This window comes from Nostoc sp. (genome assembly GCF_036917655.1).
In the GTDB taxonomy this organism is placed as follows: domain Bacteria; phylum Cyanobacteriota; class Cyanobacteriia; order Cyanobacteriales; family Nostocaceae; genus Nostoc.
Genome location: NZ_JBALCY010000044.1, coordinates 1 through 21,795 on the forward strand (window position 1 = coordinate 1; position 21,795 = coordinate 21,795).

Below are 21,795 nucleotides of genomic sequence, written 5' to 3' on the forward strand. Positions count from 1 at the left end.
ATAGCTGCGATGCTTTTAGTAAGTTTTTAATACAATTTTTAATCTTATTTTACGGGCATAGCTAATAATTTGGCATAGCAAGTACTGAAGAACCTTATTTCCTTCTCTTTCTTCTCTCTGTGTCCTCTGCGGTACCCTGCGGGAAGCCGCTTTGCGTCTACGTAAAAAAAATGACTTTGATAAACAGTGCTAACCTTAACTGAACCATATTGATTTGTAACTCACTTATTGCAAAACTCATACAGCACTTCCGGCTATTATGAAGCACAATTTTCCCCATATCCCTTTCCTATCCTAACTTTTGAGACTGTGTGCGTACCTCATAGCAGGCGGAAGTGCTGTAATTTACAACTCCTTCTCTGCACCTCTACGGGAGATAAAAAACCATGCAATCCCCTATAAACTTCCTCACCGTTGAAAAATACCTCAAAGCCGAAGAATCTAGCGATATTCGTCATGAATATCTTGGCGGTCAAATTTTTGCAATGGCGGGTGCTAGCGAAGAACATAATCTCATAGCAGGTAACATTTACGCCTTATTACGTCCTCACCTGCGCGGGAGTTCCTGTCGGGCTTTTGTTTCAGATATGAAAGTCAAACTTAAGACAGAAAAAGCTGATATATTCTACTATCCCGACATTGTAGTTACGTGCGACCCTCAAGACAATGAAAGGTATTTTAAAACCCGTCCTAACTTAATTATAGAAGTGCTATCAGCAAGTACAGAAATAACAGACAGACGAGAAAAACTTGTTAATTATCGAACATTAGAAAACTTGCAAGAATATGTATTAGTTTCCCAACATGAAATCAAAGTAGAAGTTTACCGTCAAGATGCTCAAGCAAATTGGTCAGTGCAAACTTTAGGCAAAGGTAATGACCTAGAATTAAACTCAATAGGGTTAACCCTAATAATGGCAGATATTTACGAAGATGTCCTAACCGTATAACGTTGAAAAAATCATGCAAGCAGCTTTACGCATCACAACTAAAGTTTTACCAGGAAACAAAATAGAAATAGAACTTCCAGAATCCGAAATTGGTGACACCGTTGATGTATTTGTTATTTTGCCAGAAAAGCCTAAAGTAAAACGGCGTTCAGCAATAGAGATTATAGAAGAAGTTCACGCTAAACGTCCACCAAGAAGTGCTGAAGAAATAGATAGACAGTTGCAAGAGGAACGGGATTCATGGGACAGCTAATACTCCCCTCTTCTGGCGTCATCTATATAGATACATCAATCGTGATTTACAGCGTTGAGTGGAACCCCGATTACTATTCACTGCTGCGACCCCTATGGTTAAAATTTCAGACAGGAGAAATTCAAGTTGTCAGCAGTGAACTTATATTGATGGAGACTTTAGTTATTCCTTTGAAAAATAATGATGCCTTTTTGCTTAATGCTTACGAAGAATTGATGTTGTCAGAAAATATGCAGCTAGTTCCTATTAACCAATCTGTACTCAGACAAGCTGCTAACCTTCGGGCTACAACAAACTTAAAAACACCCGATGCTATTCATGCAGGTACAGCCTTATTTATTAATTGTAACCAATTTCTTACCAACGATAAAGGCTTTCGTAATATTCCTGGTTTACCAGTTATTATCCTCAGCGAAGTTTTAGCATCTTGAACTCTGGATATGCTGCGTTAAATAAATTTCATGCACTAATTTAAGATTTATCGTGCAGCCCTTGAGATACCTCACCCTGATTTTGCTATGCAAAACCTGTCCCTCTCCTTAGTAAGGAGAGGGATGTCCGATAGGACAGGGTGAGGTTTTTCTATACCTTCTGAATCGCTCATAATTTTATTCAACGACTAACTATATAACTTATGCCCACACATGACATAATTGATAATCGCAATCAAAAATTAGTAGACCAAATCAACTGCATTCTCGACTCATCAGCAGCAGCCCATTTTGCAGTAGGTTACTTTTTCCTTTCTGGCTTCACCGCCATTGCACAACGCCTCACGAACATTAAAGAACTACGCCTACTAATTGGTAACACCAGCAACCGCGAAACCGTCGAACAAATCGCCCAAGGATATCGGCGACTAGAATTAATTACAGATAAACTTGAAGCTCAAAAATATCCCAAACACAGTGAAGAAAAACGGATGGCTAACGATACAGCAGCCAATATCCGTTCTAGTATAGAACTAATGGATCAGACAGATGAAGCTGAAACACTGGTAAAAAATCTCGTGCAGATGATTGAAGAAAAACGGCTTCATGTTCGAGTTTACACTAAGGGAACTTTACACGCCAAAGCCTATATTTTTGACTACGGTACTATCTATGATGACAAAGGTAGAGCCTTAGAACGTAGAGAAAAAGGTATTGCTATTGTTGGCTCATCTAATCTTACCCTTTCTGGTATCACTCATAATACTGAACTCAATGTCATAATTCACGGAAACGATAATCATACAGAATTAACCAACTGGTTTGAGGAACTGTGGAACGAGGCGGAAGATTTTAATGAAGCCTTGATGCGCGAAATGAAACAATCTTGGGCGGGTTCTCCAGCCCGTCCCTATGATGTTTACATGAAAACTCTCTATAGTTTAGTCAAAGATAGATTAGAAGATACAACCCCAAAAGACCTGATTTTAGAAGACGAAATTACTAAACAATTAGCAGATTTTCAAAAAGTTGCTGTTAATCATGCTGTGCAAAATATCCGAGATTATGGTGGCGCTTTTGTCAGTGATGTCGTCGGATTAGGTAAAAGCTTTATTGGTGCTGCTATTGTCAAACGTTTTGAACAAACAGAACGCGCCCGTCCTTTAATTATTTGTCCTGCACCACTGCTAGAAATGTGGGAACGTTACAACGAAGTCTACCAGCTAAATGCTCGTGTTCTATCAATGGGAATGCTGAAAGAAGACGATGAAAGCGGTTTCAAACTTTTATTAGATGATTTCAAATATAAAGATAGAGATTTTGTATTAATTGACGAAAGCCATAATCTCCGAAATAACGCGACTCAAAGATATAAAGTAGTCGAAACCTTTTTAGCCACAGGTAAACGTTGTTGCTTATTAACAGCAACTCCCCGGAACAAAAGCGCTTGGGATATCTACCATCAGCTAAAACTATTTCATCAAGATGACAAAACAGATTTACCGATAGACCCTCCCGACTTAAAACAATACTTCCAGTTAGTGGAAAAGGGCGAAAAGAAATTACCAGAGTTACTATCTCATATCCTCATTCGTCGCACTCGCAACCATATCTTACGTTTTTACGGCTTTGACGCGCAAACCCATCAAACAATAGACCCTGCTAACTTCCGAGAATACCTTGACGGAACCCGACGCGCTTACGTAATTGTCGGTGGGAAACATCGATTTTTCCCTAAGCGAGAACTACAAACCATTGAATACAGCATCGAAGATACATACCAAGGGCTTTACCAGGAATTACGTCAATATTTAGGCATATCTCGCAAGCGTCAACTGGCTAAACCACTAGTCAACGAACTCAGCTATGCTCGTTATGGATTATGGAATTATGTTTTAAAAGAGAAACAAAAACAAGAGCCTTATAACACTTTACAACGTGCTGGCGCTAACCTGCGAGGGCTAATGCGAGTGCTATTATTTAAGCGCTTTGAGTCGAGTGTTTACGCTTTTAGAGAAACTATTCAAAAATTATTGATAGTCCATAAAAGGTTTTTAAATGGACTATCTCAAGGATTTATTCCCGCAGGAGACGAAGCACAAATCTTGCTATCAGCAGATTATAACCAAGCTGAAGAACAAGATTTAATGGATGTATTACGTCAGGTGTCTGGTAAATATGAATTGGCGGATTTTAATGGACATAAATTACAACAACATATTGAGCATGATATTAACTTACTCAAAAAAATTCAGGCGTTAGTTGAACCAATTACACCTGAGAAAGATGCCAAATTACAGACTCTGATAAATTGGTTAGATAAACCAATATTTCAAGATAAAAAACGGCTAATTTTTACTCAATACGCTGATACTGCTAAATATCTGCACGAGAATTTAAACCCGCAAGGTAAGCAAAATGATATTGATGTTATTTATAGTGGGAGTAATAAGAATAAAACTCGTGTTGTTGCCAGATTTGCACCGAAAGCCAATAAAGAATATAAATTTAAGCCAGGTGAGTCTGAAATTAATACACTCATTGCTACCGATGTATTAGCAGAAGGTTTAAACCTCCAAGATGGCGACCTCATCATCAATTATGATTTGCATTGGAACCCAGTAAAACTAATTCAACGTTTTGGTCGCATTGACAGAATTGGTAGCGATAAAGATGTAATTTATGGATACAACTTTTTACCAGAATTAGGTATTGAACGTAATTTAGGCTTAAAGCAAAAGCTCAAAAATAGAATTCAAGAAATTCATGACTCTATTGGTGAAGATGCTGCAATTCTTGACCTTACTGAACAATTAAATGAAGAAGCTATGTATGCCATTTATGAGCAACAAGGTAAACAATTGAGTCTTTTTGACATGGAAGAAGAAGAGGATTTCTTAGATTTAAATGAAGCTGAAGAAATTCTCAGGAAACTACAGAAAGAAGACCCCGGTGAATTTGAGCGGATTGCTAATTTACCACATGGTATTCGTACAGCTAAATTCTCTATGCAACAGAAGGGAACATACGTTTTTTGTGAAGCTTCAGACCCCAATCGACCTGATATCAAAGGTTATCAGCAGTTGTTTTTATTAGACGATGAGGGAAATATAATTTCTAGGGATATCCCGCGCATTTTGGGTGCAATTAAAGCTGATTCTAGTACTCCCAGCTTAAGAGTTTGCAAAGACCATAACTCTACTGTGATGCTTGTCAAATCTCAATTTGCAGAAGAAGTGAAGCATCGCCAAGCAGAACGGGAATTTAACCAACGTTTGACTCAGGGACAACGGTATATTCTCCGTGAACTGAGAATATTTTTTAAATTAATCACAGACGAAAAAGTAAAAGGTGAAGTCAATATTCTAGAAAAAGCGTTTCGCAGTTCTATGACTCAAGTAATCAACCGAGAGTTAAATATACTGCGACGTAATGGTTTCATCGGTCAAGAATTATTCAATCAACTGGTGCAAATTTACCGTCAACATAATATGCGCGAATGGCTAAATAATAATAGTTTGCCTACGCTGTCTGTGCAAATTCCAATTATTATTTGTAGTGAAGCTTTGGAATGATTTTACGCTAAAGATTTGATATCATCTCGCAGACATAATTGAAAAACCTGCCAATCTTTTAAAAAGACTAGCAGGCATGGCTTATCATCAATCGGAGCGGCGGGATTCGAACCCACGACCTCCACTACCCCAAAGTGGCGCGCTACCAAGCTGCGCTACGCCCCGGTCAGAATTCTTATCATACAGCAAAACTTTAGGATAATCAAGAGGCAAATTTAAAAAACCTTAATCATCCCAGTAGCTTGCAGTAAATCTGGAACAACAGAAGCATCCCATTTACCTTCTACACATCGTCCTGTATTCAAGATGAAGCGCAGACTGTAAGCATGAGGATAGCCTTCTACCTCCATCCATAATAAATCGCTTTCGGCTTCGCAAGCAATTTTTTCCTCTTCCATCAATTCAGTTGCGAGTTGCTTCATGGTGTCTGCTAGCTGTGCTAGTAGACGGCAAAAATCATTCAACTCGGCTTCGGTTAACTCAATTGCCCAATCATCTGTACCCACTAAACCTTTAAAATCAGGTGCATCGGGGTTCCAGCCAATACGCCAATCAAATCCGGTTTTTAGAAGGCGTTCCATAGGTTAGTTTTTTAAACGCAAAGGGACGCAGGGTTTAACGCAGAGGAACGCAAAGGAAGATTTTTGACTCTGGGTTTGGTCATTTCAGTAATTCGGCACCTCCCCGTTGCTGTGGCTGTGGGGTAGTTGATGTAGTAGGACTGGGTGTGGTGTTGGGGCTAGGGGATAGGGTATTTTGCGAAGTAGCAGGATTAAATATATTCACTAAGACTTGCACTAGGGCATCTCGCTGGCTGCGGGTGAGATGGGTGATGGCTTTGCGATCGCCTTCTAGAGGATTTTCCCTTAGTGAATCATTTCCTGGATAGGTAGTATCATACATAATTTCGTTCGCACCCAGGTAATCAGCTAAAGTCAGCTTCCAATCTAAGCGATAAATTGGGGCCCGCCCTTTGGTATAAATATGATATCTAATCAGGCGAGTTACCAGGGTGTTGTTTTCGGCAACTTTGCCATTTTCTTTGCTGATATACTTATTTTCCCGTGGTAAATTTGGCAATTGCTGATATACTAGCTGCCAAACATCGCTAGGTGTGATTCTCTGAGCGATCGCAGGTTGGATACTAAATAAATTTCTATGTATTGATTTGCCCGCCCCTGAACCCAAAACTATTACACCCACTACCATTAAGGCAGTGAGTGTCTGCCAGGGTTTGAGTAGGGGTTGAATGAACGATAAATTTTTGCTCATCCTACCTTCTCTAAAGCCTTTTTTTATAGTTCGCCAATAATTTCTGGCTGAGTCAATTCATCGGACATTTCGATAATTGCCCTTAGCACTGGCTTCATCATCACATCTTCGTTACTTTCAAAGTCTTCATAACGCCGACGTTTAGCACGATTTGCCACCTGAACCGTAATGCGGTAACGATTTGAGGCTGCACTAATCAGTTCCTCAGCCCGCTGCATAATCTGAGACTGAGTTGTCTCGAACTTTGAACGCTTTAGCATAATCAGTGGTTCTTGGGGTCATTCCCCAGTGTAGCAGTACTGATAAATCTGCCGCTGTGTATTTAATCGCTGGCAACCTCTCTCTTGATAGAGGTTGAGGGTGTTTTAATCACTTTATAAGTTAAGTTACTTATAATATTACCTGACTAAAGTCACACACCCTTATGGCTGACCTTTTGGAAACTGCTGTCAACGCGGGAAACTTCAATACCCTGGTGAAGGCTGCTGAAGCTGCAAATCTCATAGAAATTCTGAAAAGTCCTGGTTCTTTCACACTATTTGCACCAACTGACGAAGCCTTTGCCAATCTGCCAGAGGGAACTTTAGATTCGCTACTACAAGATATCCCGAAGCTAAAGAAAATTGTGGCGTATCATATCGTTAGTGGGGATGTTCGGTCTGATGACTTAGTACAGATTAATGAGGCAGAAACCCTTGAGGGGTCAATTGTAGCCATTGAATCTGCCGACGGCAAATTTAAAGTAAATAACGCCAATGTCCTCAAAACAGACATTTTGACAGACAATGGCGTAATCCATATTATTGATGCGGTGTTGATGCCTGGGGTGGTGGCAGGAAGTTAATGCATTGTGTATGGGGCAATTCAATTTTGGATTTTGGATTTTAAATTTTGGATTAAATTTCAATCTAAAATCTAAAATCTAAAATTCTTGCTCCCCTAGTCCCCAGTCCCCAGAATGCAGCCGCTGCGTGGAGGAACAGTTAATGACAAATGCTGAGTTTCTCCTTCACCATTCCACTCAACTTCAGCAGTGCCATATAACTGCTTGTTGGGTTGAGTATGCAAACTGGCGATATCTACATTCGCTGTTGCCGAACTTGTGCCAGCGTTGACAACAATTATCAATTCCTCTGTCCCCAAAGTTCGCGCAAAGATATAAAGTTGTCCTTGAGCATAGAGGACTTGGTAATCACCAGTACGCAAAGCTGGGTAAGTGTGGCGGAGGGCAATTAATTGACGGTGAGTATTGAAAATTTCTCGCTCCCACTTGGCTTCTAAAGGAAAGCTACGACGTGAGTCGGGATCTATACCACCAGGTAAACCAACTTCATCACCATAGTAGATGCTGGGGGCACCGGGAAAGGTGAGTAGCAGTAGAGTTGACAATTCGACGCTAGCTTTATCGCCGCCTGCAATTGTCATCAATCGCGCTGTATCGTGACTTGCGAGCAAATTTAGTTGAGTTAGCTGAATTTCCCAAGGGTAAAGTTGCAGCACTTCTTGGATTTTGGTAGCGTACTCGGTAGCAAATAAGGGTGGATAGGGTTGATAGTCGCGGCTTTGGACTTGTTCTAAGACTACGCGATCGCCAGCCGCAAAGGCAATTGTCGGCCCAGCAAACAGATAATTCATTACCCCGTCAAATTGTGTCCCATCCAGCCACTGGCGAGAATCTCCCCAGACTTCGCCCACAATGTAAGCTTCAGGATTGACTGCCTTAACGCGATCGCGAAATTCCTGCCAAAAGCCAGGAGTTTTTATTTCAAATGGTACATCCAACCGCCAACCGTCGATGCCGAATTTAATCCAATATTCGGCAATTTCCATAATGTATTCCCGCACTTCTGGATTATCGTGGTTAAATTCTGGCAAAGCACGATTTCCCACCCAACCCGCGTAGTTGGCAGGGAATTCCCCATTGTATGGTGAAAGGGGCCAGCCTTCTATTTTGAACCAATTTACCCAAGGCGAATGGGGGCCATTCTCTAGAACGTCATGGAAAAAGAAAAAGCCCCGACTGGAATGGTTAAACACCCCATCCAGAACGACTTTGATATTCCGTTGATGGGCTGCGTCGAGTAATTCTTTAAAAGCCTCGTTACCCCCCAGCATCGGGTCAACTTGGTAATAATCGTGGGTATGATAGCGGTGATTGCTAGCGGATTGAAAAATAGGTGTAAAATAAATCGCGTTAATCCCCAAATTCTGGATGTAGTCTAAATCCTCCATGATGCCCCATAAGTCGCCGCCTTTATAACCTTGGAGTGTTGGCATAGCGTCCCAATCTTCCCAACGGGCTTCACGCAGCAGCCGTTTGCGCGGCTGTTTGCTTCTAGCAAAGCGGTCTGGGAAGATTTGGTAGAAAACCGCGTGTTTCACCCAGTCTGGTGTTTGAATTTGCATGAATAACTTTTTGTACCTTCAGAAGCGATCGTTGCAAATATTAGCTTCTTTATGGCTCTTACTTATGATAGAGAATCTGTCATTTGTCAGTAGTCATTAACGATTTAGCCTGTCTTCTGCTGTTTTATAGGCAAATGCTATCAGTCTTAACTATTTTGACTACAATTTATTTTAGTTTTTAACAGATCAACAAGACAGATATACCACTGATTGCATTCTGACCGGAGCTTTCGGAGTCTCCGGCTTTGCTCCTGAATTCTTCTTCAATATTTATTAAATTTATCTTTTTTATTTATTACTTAAGTATTCTTAATTTTATTTTCTTAACTTTGTCCGTAATGATTTAGGTAGACACTGGATTAGTCTAATAGCTTCATAAAAATTCCCAGTGACCCCAGTCTTGGGTAATTCTTAGATGCGGCTGCTCAAAGATGTCTCACGAGCCAGAGAAAATCACTATGAGGGAGACATAATTTATGATTATGAGTTATGAATTAGCAATTGTCTTAGGAATAAGTTTCCGTATCCTAAGCTTATTTGATGTCATCTATAAAACAAATAGATAACTACAGTCGCATCAAATAATCAAGGCTAAAAAACTACATAGTTTGCGTTAATGCTAGAGCGGCTTATCTCGCTAAACTCACTATTTTGCTGACAGTAAATAAATTTAATTTGAGGTAAAAATGAGACACGAAAAACTTTCTCCCGGACTCCTTTTGGCATTTCAGGACTATCAAAATGGAGGAGGACAAGCTTTAATTCAACACAAAAAATCGCTTGGTATCATTGCCCACAAAAGCCCAGTCAAGCCTACTAAGAGCGTTGTTTTTATCTACTGCGACCCTGATGCAGACTTGAGTTACTTGTCACAATATAATATTGAAGTCAATCAAAACTCTGGGAGTGTACGGACGGCTTTCTTACCGATAGAGAGTTTAGATGTCTTATCTGAAGAAGATGTTATTCAGCGGATTAAGCCATCACGCAAACTTCATTTGAGGATGGACACTGCACTGGTAAAAGTCAAACTGCCGGAGTTTAAGAACCAAACCGGACTGACTGGTAAAGGAGTAATCATCGGCATTATAGACAGTGGCATTGATCCGAAACACCCCGCCTTTGCTGGACGAATTTTACAAATTTGGGATCAAACACTACCAGGGCCAGGAGTCACAGAGGGCGGCTATGGAGCTGAATTTACGGGAGCGCAACTGACAATTTCTCAGGATACTGGCGGTCATGGGACTCACGTTGCTGGAATTGCCGCCGGTGCCGATACTACCTATGGCGGTGTAGCACCAGAGGCGGAATTAGTCGTCGTCAGGTCAGATTTACAGGATGCCCATATTGCTGATGGTGTGCGTTATATTTTCCGAGTTGCTAGAGAGTTGGGACGCCCAGCAGTGGTGAATCTTAGCGTGGGTGGACACGCTGATGCCCATGATGGTAGCGACTCCCTATCAAAGGTTATTGACGCCGAAACTGGCCCTGGAAGAATTGTTTGCTGTGCTGCGGGTAATGAAGGAAACGATAACATTCATGGACAAGCGACGATACACAGTGGACGGACTCGTGGTATGCGCTTTAATGTTCCTTTGAATCAAGTAGGTATAGTTTGGTTAAACGGTTGGTATTCCAAAGACAGGGAATTGGAAGTGTCGCTGCGGAGTCCTAACGGTTTTGTCACCCCCTTCCAAAAAATAATTAGTGATGGTAATGCCGCACAAGATTACCAGTTACCAGATGCACAGGTGCAATTAGCGACACCAGGGCCAGATAAAGCCAACAGCGACCATAATTTCTTTGTGCAAATACGTGGTAATGGCCCCTCGCCAGTAATGGGAGGTGTTTGGCAGCTGCGAGTCCGCAATACTTCTTCAACTGACACACGTTTAGATGTGTGGACACTAGATGACAGTTCGTCAGTGTTTTTCACTGGTAAAAGTGTGAAGGATACGTTAAAAATTGGTTCGCCAGGAGCCGCCAGCAGTGCAGTTACAGTTGCCGCCTATACTACTAAAGCCACGTACATAGATATTGATGCCCAAGTGCGAGAAATGGGCTTAGAATTGGATACTATTTCGGAATTCAGTAGTGAAGGGCCTCTACGGAATGATGCACAGAAGCCGGATGTAGCAGCACCAGGAGCAATGATTGTTTCCACGCTTTCCGCCGATGCAAATTTTGACCGCTCATCGATGATTAATTCCAAGTTTGTGGTTCAGGCTGGTACGAGTATGGCGACACCGTTGGTTAGTGGATTAGTGGCACTGCTGTTGCAGCGAGATCCTAAACTTGATCCGGCTGCTGTGAAAGAGTTGCTACGTAAAAATAGTGCCATTCCCGGAAAACCCGCAGGCACATTTGATGACAAATGGGGTTATGGAGTGATTAATGCCTTAAATCTGTAATTAGACTCAGAAAGATGGATATTATTTCTATACAAAAGTAGGCGATAAAAACCTATAAATTTGATAAGTTAGGGTAGGCAATTATTGTCTACCCTGTTCACCAAGGAATTGCTGATGAATTATCAGAAACTAGACGCCGCTCTTGCTACAGCGCTGAATGATGTTCAAGATTCAGAACAAGCAAGTTTGGCGCTTTTCATCCATACCGAACCAGTTTTAAACTCTGCTGCAATTGCGGTTTTAGAAAGTTTGGGCATTAGTGATGTGACTAGTGGTAAAGATATTTTCACAGCAACCCTGTCACCAAATGCCATTTCCCAGTTGTCAGAGCAACCTTGGGTGAAGTATTTGAAGCGATCGCAGCAATTACGTTTGGTTAATAAGATCATAAATACAGGGAAGTTGGGTGTTTAATGGGCATTGTCTAACCCTACACTTCGCGAATAATTTTTTGCAGTTACTGTGAATCAGGTTTTTGTTTTTCTGTAAATTTACACTTCACCTCAATTTGCAGATTACTTTCAGCTGAACCTTCGGTAATGTAAGGAATGCCGGCTTTGCCACCTAACTTAATGCCAAATGTAAGTTTTACCTCCTCAATCTCAGCAGTACTGAAGTCTTTAAAAGCACTAAGAGCATAGATAGTATAAGAGCGAATCATTTGGCGAGCTTGTTGCATCCGAGCGATCGCATCTGTTCGCACATCCTTGTATTCTATGCCATCATCCTCCTCTTCAATTTCCTGAGTTATTTCGGTGGCTGTAACGTTAATCTCAATCTGCTCAATTTCCCCGTCTGCTTGGAAAAATAGTTGCTGTACTTCTGACATGGACTACCTCAATTAAATTTTTGTATCGTGTCTGAAATATTTCAGCTTGTTTGCGGAAAAATAACAGATGGTGTTGTTTCTAGTAACACAGCCATCATTGTGTCTGTCAAGATTATCCCGCATTTACCAACCCAAGGTGTGTTAAATGGCACGATACGCGCTTGTTATTGGCATCGCCGAGTATCTCAGCCCTTCATTATCGCGTTTGTCAAAGACAACAAATGATGCTGAGGCGATCGCGCAAGTCCTAGAGCAGTATGGTGATTTCCAGTCTGTGCAAAGACTACCTCAGCGCTGGAATAAAGATAAAAACGGCTATGAAATGGCAGCGCAAAAAGTTACTGGCACTCAACTTGGCCAAGATTTGAGAACATTTTTACTAGAGCAAGCTGCTAATAATGAAGCGCTGATTTATTTTAGCGGACACGGTTTTACTATTTCCGACAATTTGGGACAACAAAAGGGATATTTGGCAAGTTCCGATTGTCAGATTGAATTTAAGGAAAACGAAAATGTTGAACAAAAATATGGTATTCCCCTAGATAGCCTCAACGACTTAATTCGAGAGTCACAATTGAGTAGTTTAGTGATGCTACTCGATTGCTGTCATAGCGGCTATTTCTTAGAAAGACAATTAATAGAAAGAACTCTTAACGCTTTCAGTTCGCAAAAGGATTATTACTTAATTACAGCTTGTCGTGGCTTTGAACGTGCGGGAGTGATTAAAAGTGAAGAATACAGCATTTTCACAGGTGCAGTTGTTAAGGGATTGACGGCAGAAAATGTAGGTAGTAGTAGGCGAATTAGTGGCGATCGCTTGTTTGATTTTGTTAGCAATGAATTGAAAGGTTCTGTACAGGAGCCGATTCGCATGGGTTGGGGACGTTCGATTACTTTGGTAACTTATCCCCAATTAGATATTCCCACAGTAGTCAAAGTTGCTTTCAATCAGGAAAATCCTTATTGCGGACTTTATGCATTTGAATCAGAACAAGCGCAATATTTTTGTGGACGAGATGCAGCAGTTCGCACACTAATTTCGCGTTTAGCAGAGAGTCGATTTCTGGCTGTAATTGGCTATTCAGGTAGTGGTAAATCTTCTTTAGTAAAAGCAGGTTTGTTACCGCAACTGAAAAGCGATCGCCTCCCTGGAAGCAGTGAATGGGCGATCGCATCTTTTACACCAGGAGAACATCCTTTAGGAAAATTAGTTGACATTTTAGCTCGACAACAGCAGCAAAATCAGCCACATCTATTGTTTATCGATCAATTTGAAGAAATATTTACTCTTTGTCAAGACGATGAGGAACGCAAAACTTTTATCCGCTTAGTAACACAGGAAGTAAAAAAGGGTGAGGGAGAAACACGGATAATTTTGACAATTCGCGGTGATTTCTTAAAAAGATGTGCTGACTATTTAGAAATTATTACTCTTATTAATAGCATCCCTCCCACATCATTCATCGTCACACCGATGTCTTTTGCTGAGTTAGAAGAAGCAATTGAAAAACCTGCAAAGTTGCATGGCGTAACATTTGAGCATGGTTTAGTTTCGCAAATTTCTGCTGATGTAATCAACCGTCCGGGTGCATTACCCATACTGCAATATGCGCTTAAGGAATTGTGGCGAGTTTGCATTGAAGAACCGGAATCGCCAGAACCACTTTTAACTCGTAAAGGTTATGAGGAAATTGGCGGAGTTAAAGGAGCTTTAGACAAACGAGCGACAATTGTGTATCAAAGTTTAACGACTGTAGATCAAGCCTTTGCGCGTCGCTTGTTTATGGAGTTGGTGCAGTTAAGTGAAACTGGAGAAGTGACTCGGCGGCGTGCTAGTTGGGAGAGATTAGAAGTAGTTGCAGATTCTCCCCAACAATTGCAAAGGGTTGTCGGATTATTGGCAGGTTCACAACAACGTTTAATTATCACCGATCAAAATACTGTAGAAGTTGCTCATGAAGCACTTTTATCTGAGTGGAAATTATTAAATACTTGGATTGCTGAAAATCTGGAGAATATTCGTCTCAGTCGTTCTTTAGAGGAAGATTGTCAGGAATGGGTACAAAGATTTAATAAATCGGATGATGCACTGTTGGCGGGTGCAAACTTGGCTGTAATTTCTGAGTGGGTGAATAAGACTCAGCCAAGACTAACGCCATTGGAATCAGAATTTTTGCATAAGAGTTTGGAGAGACGAGATAGAGAAATTAAAGCTCAACTAGAACAAGCACAACGACTCCAACACCAAGCAGAAGCTAAAGCCAAAGCTGAATCACAGAGAACTAGATTTGCGATCGCTTCTGCAACACTTGTATTATTGTCTATGGGATTGGGATTGCTGCTACAACAAAAGACATCAGAGAAAAAACAAGGGGATGCGATCGCTTCTGGAGCGTTAGTTGGAAAATCCGAGCAACTTTTAGCTACAGGGAATCAGCTTGAGGCAATGATCGCAAGTGTCCAAGCACTCAATGAGTTGCAGCACTTAGGTGGAGACAATTCTCAAGCACTCAATCAACTGAAAGTAGTAATTGACTCAGTGAAGGAGCGCAATCGCTTAGAGGGACATACAATGAGTGTTAACGGTATAAGTTATAGTCCTAAAGATCCATTGATTGTTTCTGCAAGTTCAGATAAAGCTTTAAGACTTTGGAAACTTGACGGTACTCCAGTGCAAACTTCTCAGCCGATGACACATGATGATCAAGTCTATAGTGTGAATTTTAGTCCTAATGGTGAGTATATAGCCTCTGCAAGTAAGGATAAAACAGTCAAGCTTTGGAAGAAAGATGGTACTTATATTACTACTCTCAAAGGTCACGAGCAAGGAGTCACATCTGTAAATTTTAGTCCTGATAGTAATACTGTTATCTCTACTAGTAAAGATGGAACAATAAAACTTTGGAACATAGTAAATGTTTCTCTAAAGAAAGCGATACAACCCACCATCATTAAAGGACATAACGGTAAAATCTGGTATGCAGAATTTAGTCCTAATGATCAGCTAATTGCCTCTGCTGCTGATAATGGAATCGAGATTTGGAATAAAGATGGTACTTTGATTACTAATCTTAAAGGACAAGGACATACTGCGGCAGTAAGATATGTGACTTTTGGGCGTGATAATAAAACTATTATTTCTACAGGCGAAGATAGAACTATTATAATTTGGAAGTGGGAAACTGACCAAAAAAAAATCCAACCAAAACTTTTTACTGATAAAGCAGACAAATCTTACATAGTAAAGTTCAGTCCAAATTATAAATTTATTGCTACTGCAAATCCAGATGGAATAATAAATATCTGGCAAGCTGATAATGGTAAAAAAAGAGCTACTCTAGAACGGCATAAAAATGAAATTTTTGATTTGAGCTTTAGTCCTGATGGCAAAGATATTGCTACTGTCAGTGCTGATAAAACTATCAGGATATGGAGTTTAGATTTTCTGGAAAAAAATACAAATGACACTAAAAATAGCAATTCTGATTTAATCAAGAAAGATTGTACTTGGATTGCTGATTATTTAAATAATAATCAAAATGCTCGGAAGCAATATCAAGATGTAAAAGAAATATGTCAGAAATATTAATATTCAAAGAGTTACTAAAAATTTCAGCAAATAATTGTAATAATTATTAAAGACCACTAATGAATAATCAACTCTAAGGAGAAATTAAAAGTGAATAAAGATAAATTGACCAACGATACAACCTCTGGAAAAACTCAACTTAATCCAATAAGTGGTAGCGACGGCTTTGATGGAAGCGATAATCCTCCTCCTAAAGGTGATAGTTGTTCAGAAAACACACCTAGCTCTCCTACAGGAAGCGCTAATCCTCCTTATAAAGGCGATAGTAGTTCACCTAGCATCCCTGGAAGCGATAATTCTCCTCCTAAAGGTAAAGCTAATTCAGGCAGTGCCCCTATAGTAAGTGATAACCCTTCTCCTAAACCTCAACCTAGCTCCTCCATAAGAAAACCATCCAAAACCGAAGGTGGTGACAGTGATAACCCTTCTTCTAAAGGTGTAGGAAGCAATTCTCCTAGTAACCCTGGGGGCAGTAATCATACTGGTGGTAAAGGTAAATAGGCAACTATAAGCAAAAGTTGGGAAGCGATCGCTAGAGGTTCAATTAATTTCAGGTTCAGTGTCATAATCTTTGAAAGGTGACAGTTTGTCAGAGTAGTAAGCGCGATCGCACCGCATTCCTCATACCAATTAATACAAATGTTCTATCTATTTATTTGCTAGCTGCACTATCTATCACCAGCAGTATTCTGTAAAATTCATCCCTAAGAATCAGACCATCCCCCTTACCTGTGGTGGCAGACAGTCCTAAACTGTAGATGAGAGTTGAAAGGCAGTCGGGAGAAATTTTGTGAAAAAAGTATTATCAATCATTCTTGGTGGTGGCGCGGGTACTCGACTTTACCCACTAACCAAACTCCGCGCTAAACCAGCAGTACCAGTAGCGGGGAAGTACCGCTTAATCGATATCCCTGTCAGTAACTGTATAAATTCCGAAATATTCAAAATCTACGTCCTGACACAATTCAACTCAGCTTCCCTGAATCGCCATATCGCCCGCACCTACAATTTTAGTGGCTTCAGCGAAGGCTTTGTGGAAGTGCTAGCGGCACAACAAACGCCAGAAAACCCCAACTGGTTCCAAGGTACAGCCGATGCTGTGCGCCAGTATCTGTGGCTGTTGGAAGAGTGGAATGCAGAGGAATATCTGATCCTGTCAGGAGATCACCTCTACCGCATGGATTACCGCCTATTTATCCAGCGGCACAGAGAAACGGGTGCTGATATTACTCTCTCAGTCATCCCCATCGATGAGCGCCGCGCCTCAGATTTTGGTTTAATGAAAATTGACGATTCTGGTAGAGTAGTTGATTTTAGCGAAAAACCCAAAGGTGAAGCCTTAACCAAAATGCAGGTTGATACCACTATCCTGGGATTAACAAAAGAACAAGCCCAATTACAGCCGTACATCGCCTCAATGGGGATTTATGTCTTTAAAAAAGAGGTTTTGTTCAAGTTGTTGAGAGAATCTTTAGAACGGACGGATTTTGGCAAAGAAATTATTCCTGATGCCTCTAAAGATTACAACGTTCAAGCTTATCTGTTTGATGACTACTGGGAAGATATTGGAACAATTGAAGCATTTTATCAGGCAAATTTAGCACTGACTCAGCAACCCCAGCCACCTTTTAGTTTCTACGATGAAGAAGCGCCAATTTATACCCGCGCCCGTTACTTACCTCCGACTAAACTTTTAGATTGCCACATCACCGAATCAATTATCGGCGAAGGTTGTATTTTGAAAAATTGCCGCATTCAACATTCAGTTTTAGGAGTGCGATCGCGGATTGAATCTGGCTGCGTCATCGAAGAGTCTTTGCTCATGGGTGCAGATTTTTATCAAGCTTCTGTAGAACGCCAATCTAACGTGGAAAAAGGTGACATCCCCGTAGGTATTGGTACTGACTCGCTTATTCGCGGTGCCATCATCGATAAAAACGCCAGTATCGGTCACGATGTCAAAATTATCAATAAAGATAATGTGCAAGAAGCTGACCGCGAAAGTCAAGGTTTCTACATCCGCAGTGGTATCGTCGTCGTGCTGAAAAATGCTGTAATTCCCGATGGAACCATCATTTAATAGTTAGGAGTTAGGAGAGACGCGATTAATCGCGTCTGTACAAGAATTAGGAGTAGAGACGCGATTAATCGCGTCTCTACAAGAATTAGGAGTCATCAGTTATGAGTACAACATCTAATCACTCCTTACTCTTGACTTCTTACTCAGCACTCAGCACTCAGCACTCAGCACTGATATTACTGATTGGTCTTCCAGGTAGCGGTAAGTCAACTTTGGCAAAACAATTACTGGCAGAATGCCCCCAGATGTCGCTAATTTCTACGGATGCCATCCGGGGGCAACTGTTCGGTTCCCAAGCCGTTCAGGGGCCGTGGCTGCTGATTTGGCGCGAAATTGAACAGCAATTTCAGCAAGCAATCGCCACAGCTAATACAGCTATTTTTGATGCCACCAATGCCCAGCGCCGCCATCGTCGTGAAGTGATTGCTTTAGCCCGTGACTTGGGCTTTACCCACATTAGGGGAATTTGGGTGGATACGCCAGTTTGGCTGTGTTTGGCACGCAATACTCGGCGATCGCGCCAGGTTCCAGAAGAAATTATTTTGCGGATGCACCGTCAACTCCGAGATGCCCCCCCAAGCCTGGAAGAAGGACTAGACAGCCTGATCCGCTTATCAGAAAAATCGGAGTACGGAAATTGCGATCGCTCGGTGAGCAAGAACCACACTTGATTTTCTATATTGTTTGTTAATTTAAAATCAGATTCTTTTGCTTGGCACTATACCTGGCAAACCACAAATCTCTGATCTTAAAAAAAAACATAACCGGAATTTTTATAGGAGGCTGGTAGATGGCTGCAACCGACTTCAAAGACTATTACGCAATTTTGGGAGTTAGTAAGACTGCCAGTCCGGAGGAAATTAAACAAGCCTTTCGTAAACTAGCCCGCAAATATCACCCTGATGTTAATCCAGGCAACAAACAGGCAGAGGCACGCTTCAAAGAAGTTAGCGAAGCCTACGAAGTTGTGTCAGATGCAGATAAGCGCAAAAAATACGACCAATTCGGTCAATATTGGAAACAAGCTGGTGAAGGTTTCCCATCCGGCGGCGTTGGTGCTGATATGGGTGGCTTTGATTTCAGTCAATACGGCAATTTTGATGAGTTCATCAATGAGTTGCTAGGACGCTTTGGTGGTGCTAACCCTCGTGGTGGGCGGCAAAGTTACTCACAAAGTTACTCTTACCGCACTTCTACAGCTGCGCCTGGTGCGCCTGGTGCGCCTGGTTTTACTAGCTTTAACGATTTTGGGTTTCAAGATGCAGGTGGGGGTACTAGCCAGGATAGTGAAGCTGCAATTACCCTAACTTTTGCTGAAGCATTTAATGGTGTGCAAAAGCGCTTCAGTTTAGGTAACGAAACAATTGATGTTCGTATCCCATCTGGGGCTAAACCTGGGACTCGCCTGCGCGTGCGGGGTAAAGGTCAAATCAACCCGATGACTCAACAACGCGGGGATTTGTACTTAAAAGTCGAACTTCAGCCGCACTCGTTCTTCCAAATGGAAGGCGATAATTTGGTGTGCGAAGTGGCAATCACACCAGATGAAGCTACTTTAGGAGCATCTATTGATGTACCCACTCCCGATGGTCCAGTTAATGTCAAGCTACCAGCAGGAGTGCGTTCTGGTCAATCGCTGCGTTTACGTGGCAAAGGTTGGCCCCTCGCCAAGGGTGGACGCGGCGATCAGTTAGTCAAGGTGGCGATCGCACCACCAAAAGACCTCAGCCAACAAGAGCGGGAATATTATGAAAAAATCCGGGCTATACGTACTTATAATCCCCGTAGTCATTTGAACCAAGTCAAGCTGTAAAAAGTAAAAAGAGAATCCCCATAATTAAAATCTCGTCATTACCCACATTTTTGTAACAGTCAAAGTATTATGCTGAACCACATTCTGTCCAGAACTTAAGTTCAGCAATTCAAAGCTACTGTCCACTCAAGTGGACTAGAATTCTTATTTAGTCTTCTTGAGAGGACTTGAACTATTAGCCTTGGAATTCTATTCCGAGGCTCTATAGCCACGAAGCGAAAGATTAAAAAGATGTGGGTAACGACAAATAATAAAAATTAGGGGATTTTTGTTGCGATCGCCAAAACAAGCAAAATCTAGAGATGCGAAATTAACGTGTCTCTATATTGGTTAGCGATGAATTATACCCTAATCTTTCAACCTACATTCTGCTGCGCCATTCTCGCCAGCACTATGGACTTAAACGCTTCTATTGCCTCTGGAGTAGTTTCGGTAGCTTGCCACGATGGACGTACAATCAAGCGATCGCACCAAGCATTTAATTTTGGATAGTCACTTAAGGAAATGCCTACACTTGGCAGCACAGTTACTACACTTCCAGCCACAACTTCGGCGAGAGTCAGGTTGTGACTAGCAAAGTAAGGGCGATCGTCTAATAAGTTTTCAAAAAACTTCAGCACTGTAGCAATTTTTTGCTGTGCCTTCTCGATTTTTTCTGGATCTCCTCCAGGCAACCCTAGAAACTGAGGTAAAAATGTGGTGGTTGCTGGCAAAAGTTCATTTACAGTTACCAGTTGTACCATGCGTGCGATCGCTAAATCCTTGGCATCTTTAGGCAACATCACAGGTGTAGGATATTTTGCCTCTAAATAGTCCAGAATTGCTAAAGATTCAACTACATTAAACCCGTCATCTACCAACGCTGGAATGTGATGGAAAGGGTTAATTGTCAAAAACTCTGGTTTAAACTGTTCCCCATCCATTTTTACCTCTACCAATTCAAACTCAAGTCCTTTTTCTAGTAGAGTAATCCAGACGCGGCGCGAGTTGGGAGAAATCGGCGCGTGGTAAAGTGTCAGCATGATAAAATTTTAATTTTAGCTAATTGAGTAGTGAACTTCTGAGAATTAAACAATCTTTTCAGATTATTCTACTTGTAATACTTACAATATGCTTAATAGTCGCTCTAAGAAATAAGTCACAAACAGTTGCCATAGCACAAACTACTAGCAGTGTATCTTCTGGATACGTGGGTGTTTGGCGTGGTAATGGCATCCAAAGTAATAATAATCAGTGGTCGATATTGATAACTCTGATATCTAGTGAGGTTGATTCAATAATTGGCACAATTGCATACCCTTCCTTGAATTGTGGAGGAGAACTTTCTCTGCAAAATGTCAATAAAAGTTCTATTGAGATATCAGAAGACATTACTTATGGGAACTGTATTGACAATGGAATAATTACTCTCCAAAAAGCATCAGTAAAAAAGCTAACATTTGCATGGCGAAAAAACTCAACCTCAGAAACTGCTACTGGTAGCGTACAGAAAATTAGCAGTGATTAAGTCATTGTGCTTTAAAAGCATAGCCACAAACCTCAATTGAGGACTTTTGCAATCAGTCTATTCATTTTGATAATTTTATTGGATTGAATTGTTCTAACACTGTCTCAACACTAGCATTGTGATCCAAAAAAGAAAATAAATGCCAATAACGAAGTTTTCCTTCTTTATCTAATACAAACTGTCCTGGTAAAGGTGCTCCCAGTGCTTGTCCTACTTGATAGGTACGAAATATGCGACAACTAGGATCACTCAGCAACGGCATTTGTAAGCCTAAATCTTTCACAACTATTTGACTCTGCCGTTCATCGGTACTAGTAATCATCAAAACTTCTATACCACGCTTTTTGAATTGCTCGTAATTCTCCTTCAAAGCTTTGATATGAGGAAAACAAAAAGGGCAATATTGTTTTTCGGTAAAGATGCGAGTAAAGGCGAGTAATACTGGTTGCTTGCCTTTATAATCAGACAACTTTACTAAAGTTCCATTGGTAATATCTGGCAGTTGAAAATCTGGCGTTTCCACTCCAAATCTGAGTTGATGTGTTGCTGGAACTGGTAAAAAATTGCGGAAGAATCGCTCATTTAATAAGCCACTAAAATCAGTTGAAGTAAGCATATTTTTAACCCTGATTATTTAAATACCATTTTATGAAAAAACCACAGAAAGATATGGAGG

General features: G+C 41.0%; 20 protein-coding genes and 1 tRNA gene. 13 read left to right on the forward strand and 8 right to left on the reverse strand.

The window, feature by feature from the left end; translation table 11 throughout:
• Nucleotides 1-386: 386 nt before the first annotated feature.
• The 4 genes from V7K30_RS16150 to V7K30_RS16165 all read left to right on the forward strand — a co-directional run bounded on the left by V7K30_RS16150 (nucleotide 387) and on the right by V7K30_RS16165 (nucleotide 5,209).
• Nucleotides 387-950: a Uma2 family endonuclease gene (locus V7K30_RS16150; RefSeq protein ID WP_335000852.1), complete on the forward strand. Its 564-nt coding sequence runs from the start codon at nucleotides 387-389 to the stop codon at nucleotides 948-950.
• Between the two features lie 13 nt (nucleotides 951-963).
• Nucleotides 964-1,203 (forward strand): hypothetical protein, encoded by a 240-nt coding sequence (locus V7K30_RS16155; RefSeq protein ID WP_335000854.1) that lies wholly within the window; start codon nucleotides 964-966, stop codon nucleotides 1,201-1,203.
• Nucleotides 1,191-1,634: a type II toxin-antitoxin system VapC family toxin gene (locus V7K30_RS16160; protein ID WP_335000856.1), complete on the forward strand. Its 444-nt coding sequence runs from the start codon at nucleotides 1,191-1,193 to the stop codon at nucleotides 1,632-1,634. The genes V7K30_RS16155 and V7K30_RS16160 overlap by 13 nt, the downstream gene beginning before the upstream one ends.
• A 203-nt stretch (nucleotides 1,635-1,837) precedes the next feature.
• Nucleotides 1,838-5,209, forward strand: coding sequence for a helicase-related protein (locus V7K30_RS16165; RefSeq protein WP_335000858.1), 3,372 nt, complete (start codon nucleotides 1,838-1,840; stop codon nucleotides 5,207-5,209).
• A 91-nt stretch (nucleotides 5,210-5,300) separates the two neighbouring features.
• Here V7K30_RS16165 and V7K30_RS16170 read toward each other — a convergent pair.
• From V7K30_RS16170 to V7K30_RS16185, 4 genes are all read right to left on the reverse strand, one after another.
• A tRNA-Pro gene (locus tag V7K30_RS16170) sits at nucleotides 5,301-5,374 on the reverse strand.
• Nucleotides 5,375-5,424: 50 nt separating this feature from the next.
• Nucleotides 5,425-5,790: a DUF1818 family protein gene (locus V7K30_RS16175; RefSeq protein WP_335000860.1), complete on the reverse strand. Its 366-nt coding sequence runs from the start codon at nucleotides 5,788-5,790 to the stop codon at nucleotides 5,425-5,427.
• Between the two features lie 79 nt (nucleotides 5,791-5,869).
• Nucleotides 5,870-6,481 (reverse strand): hypothetical protein, encoded by a 612-nt coding sequence (locus V7K30_RS16180; RefSeq protein ID WP_335000862.1) that lies wholly within the window; start codon nucleotides 6,479-6,481, stop codon nucleotides 5,870-5,872.
• A 23-nt stretch (nucleotides 6,482-6,504) separates the two neighbouring features.
• Nucleotides 6,505-6,741 carry a DNA-directed RNA polymerase subunit omega gene (locus V7K30_RS16185; RefSeq protein ID WP_335000864.1) on the reverse strand — a complete coding sequence of 79 codons (237 nt, stop codon included), beginning with the start codon at nucleotides 6,739-6,741 and terminating at the stop codon, nucleotides 6,505-6,507.
• 164 nt (nucleotides 6,742-6,905) lie between these two features.
• Here V7K30_RS16185 and V7K30_RS16190 point away from each other — a divergent pair, with 164 nt between their 5' ends.
• Nucleotides 6,906-7,325 (forward strand): fasciclin domain-containing protein, encoded by a 420-nt coding sequence (locus V7K30_RS16190; RefSeq protein ID WP_335000866.1) that lies wholly within the window; start codon nucleotides 6,906-6,908, stop codon nucleotides 7,323-7,325.
• A 95-nt stretch (nucleotides 7,326-7,420) separates the two neighbouring features.
• On the opposite strand, the gene V7K30_RS16195 is transcribed toward V7K30_RS16190, so the two are convergent.
• Nucleotides 7,421-8,887: a glycoside hydrolase family 13 protein gene (locus V7K30_RS16195; protein WP_335000868.1), complete on the reverse strand. Its 1,467-nt coding sequence runs from the start codon at nucleotides 8,885-8,887 to the stop codon at nucleotides 7,421-7,423.
• Nucleotides 8,888-9,573: 686 nt separating this feature from the next.
• Between V7K30_RS16195 and V7K30_RS16200 the strand changes: the two genes are divergently transcribed.
• A complete protein-coding gene (locus V7K30_RS16200) occupies nucleotides 9,574-11,301 on the forward strand; it encodes a S8 family serine peptidase (protein ID WP_335000870.1) in 1,728 nt (575 codons plus the stop codon).
• Between the two features lie 114 nt (nucleotides 11,302-11,415).
• Nucleotides 11,416-11,715 carry a hypothetical protein gene (locus tag V7K30_RS16205; RefSeq protein WP_335000872.1) on the forward strand — a complete coding sequence of 100 codons (300 nt, stop codon included), beginning with the start codon at nucleotides 11,416-11,418 and terminating at the stop codon, nucleotides 11,713-11,715.
• A gap of 43 nt (nucleotides 11,716-11,758) precedes the next feature.
• Here V7K30_RS16205 and V7K30_RS16210 read toward each other — a convergent pair whose 3' ends face one another.
• Entirely contained in the window at nucleotides 11,759-12,130 is a 372-nt protein-coding gene (locus tag V7K30_RS16210) for a CU044_2847 family protein (RefSeq protein ID WP_335000874.1), read from the reverse strand.
• Between the two features lie 145 nt (nucleotides 12,131-12,275).
• Between V7K30_RS16210 and V7K30_RS16215 the strand changes: the two genes are divergently transcribed.
• The 5 genes from V7K30_RS16215 (at nucleotide 12,276) to V7K30_RS16235 (ending at nucleotide 19,612) form a co-directional block, all read left to right on the forward strand.
• A complete protein-coding gene (locus V7K30_RS16215) occupies nucleotides 12,276-15,719 on the forward strand; it encodes an nSTAND1 domain-containing NTPase (RefSeq protein WP_335000876.1) in 3,444 nt (1,147 codons plus the stop codon).
• A gap of 90 nt (nucleotides 15,720-15,809) precedes the next feature.
• Nucleotides 15,810-16,220, forward strand: coding sequence for a hypothetical protein (locus V7K30_RS16220; protein WP_335000878.1), 411 nt, complete (start codon nucleotides 15,810-15,812; stop codon nucleotides 16,218-16,220).
• 289 nt (nucleotides 16,221-16,509) lie between these two features.
• Nucleotides 16,510-17,799: a glucose-1-phosphate adenylyltransferase gene (locus tag V7K30_RS16225; RefSeq protein ID WP_335000880.1), complete on the forward strand. Its 1,290-nt coding sequence runs from the start codon at nucleotides 16,510-16,512 to the stop codon at nucleotides 17,797-17,799.
• Nucleotides 17,800-17,900: 101 nt separating this feature from the next.
• A complete protein-coding gene (locus V7K30_RS16230; protein ID WP_335000882.1) occupies nucleotides 17,901-18,470 on the forward strand; it encodes an AAA family ATPase in 570 nt (189 codons plus the stop codon).
• 119 nt (nucleotides 18,471-18,589) lie between these two features.
• Nucleotides 18,590-19,612, forward strand: a complete 1,023-nt coding sequence (locus V7K30_RS16235; protein ID WP_335000884.1) for a DnaJ C-terminal domain-containing protein — start codon at nucleotides 18,590-18,592, stop codon at nucleotides 19,610-19,612.
• 356 nt (nucleotides 19,613-19,968) lie between these two features.
• On the opposite strand, the gene V7K30_RS16240 is transcribed toward V7K30_RS16235, so the two are convergent.
• Nucleotides 19,969-20,634 (reverse strand): glutathione S-transferase family protein, encoded by a 666-nt coding sequence (locus tag V7K30_RS16240; RefSeq protein ID WP_335000886.1) that lies wholly within the window; start codon nucleotides 20,632-20,634, stop codon nucleotides 19,969-19,971.
• Nucleotides 20,635-20,657: 23 nt separating this feature from the next.
• Between V7K30_RS16240 and V7K30_RS16245 the strand changes: the two genes are divergently transcribed.
• A complete protein-coding gene (locus tag V7K30_RS16245) occupies nucleotides 20,658-21,119 on the forward strand; it encodes a hypothetical protein (RefSeq protein WP_335000888.1) in 462 nt (153 codons plus the stop codon).
• A 61-nt stretch (nucleotides 21,120-21,180) separates the two neighbouring features.
• On the opposite strand, the gene V7K30_RS16250 is transcribed toward V7K30_RS16245, so the two are convergent.
• Nucleotides 21,181-21,735: a peroxiredoxin family protein gene (locus V7K30_RS16250; RefSeq protein WP_335000890.1), complete on the reverse strand. Its 555-nt coding sequence runs from the start codon at nucleotides 21,733-21,735 to the stop codon at nucleotides 21,181-21,183.
• Nucleotides 21,736-21,795: the final 60 nt, after the last annotated feature.

Bases quoted from the DNA above. Each gene is read 5' to 3' on its own strand.
- V7K30_RS16240 (WP_335000886.1), bottom strand. From the start codon at position 20,634: ATGCTGACACTTTACCACGCGCCGATTTCTCCCAACTCGCGCCGCGTC.
- V7K30_RS16195 (WP_335000868.1), bottom strand. From the start codon at position 8,887: ATGCAAATTCAAACACCAGACTGGGTGAAACACGCGGTTTTCTACCAA.
- V7K30_RS16165 (WP_335000858.1), top strand. From the start codon at position 1,838: ATGCCCACACATGACATAATTGATAATCGCAATCAAAAATTAGTAGAC.
- V7K30_RS16155 (WP_335000854.1), top strand. From the start codon at position 964: ATGCAAGCAGCTTTACGCATCACAACTAAAGTTTTACCAGGAAACAAA.
- V7K30_RS16200 (WP_335000870.1), top strand. From the start codon at position 9,574: ATGAGACACGAAAAACTTTCTCCCGGACTCCTTTTGGCATTTCAGGAC.
- V7K30_RS16210 (WP_335000874.1), bottom strand. From the start codon at position 12,130: ATGTCAGAAGTACAGCAACTATTTTTCCAAGCAGACGGGGAAATTGAG.
- V7K30_RS16160 (WP_335000856.1), top strand. From the start codon at position 1,191: ATGGGACAGCTAATACTCCCCTCTTCTGGCGTCATCTATATAGATACA.
- V7K30_RS16205 (WP_335000872.1), top strand. From the start codon at position 11,416: ATGAATTATCAGAAACTAGACGCCGCTCTTGCTACAGCGCTGAATGAT.
- V7K30_RS16180 (WP_335000862.1), bottom strand. From the start codon at position 6,481: ATGAGCAAAAATTTATCGTTCATTCAACCCCTACTCAAACCCTGGCAG.
- V7K30_RS16190 (WP_335000866.1), top strand. From the start codon at position 6,906: ATGGCTGACCTTTTGGAAACTGCTGTCAACGCGGGAAACTTCAATACC.
- V7K30_RS16150 (WP_335000852.1), top strand. From the start codon at position 387: ATGCAATCCCCTATAAACTTCCTCACCGTTGAAAAATACCTCAAAGCC.
- V7K30_RS16185 (WP_335000864.1), bottom strand. From the start codon at position 6,741: ATGCTAAAGCGTTCAAAGTTCGAGACAACTCAGTCTCAGATTATGCAG.
- V7K30_RS16235 (WP_335000884.1), top strand. From the start codon at position 18,590: ATGGCTGCAACCGACTTCAAAGACTATTACGCAATTTTGGGAGTTAGT.
- V7K30_RS16175 (WP_335000860.1), bottom strand. From the start codon at position 5,790: ATGGAACGCCTTCTAAAAACCGGATTTGATTGGCGTATTGGCTGGAAC.
- V7K30_RS16230 (WP_335000882.1), top strand. From the start codon at position 17,901: ATGAGTACAACATCTAATCACTCCTTACTCTTGACTTCTTACTCAGCA.
- V7K30_RS16215 (WP_335000876.1), top strand. From the start codon at position 12,276: ATGGCACGATACGCGCTTGTTATTGGCATCGCCGAGTATCTCAGCCCT.
- V7K30_RS16250 (WP_335000890.1), bottom strand. From the start codon at position 21,735: ATGCTTACTTCAACTGATTTTAGTGGCTTATTAAATGAGCGATTCTTC.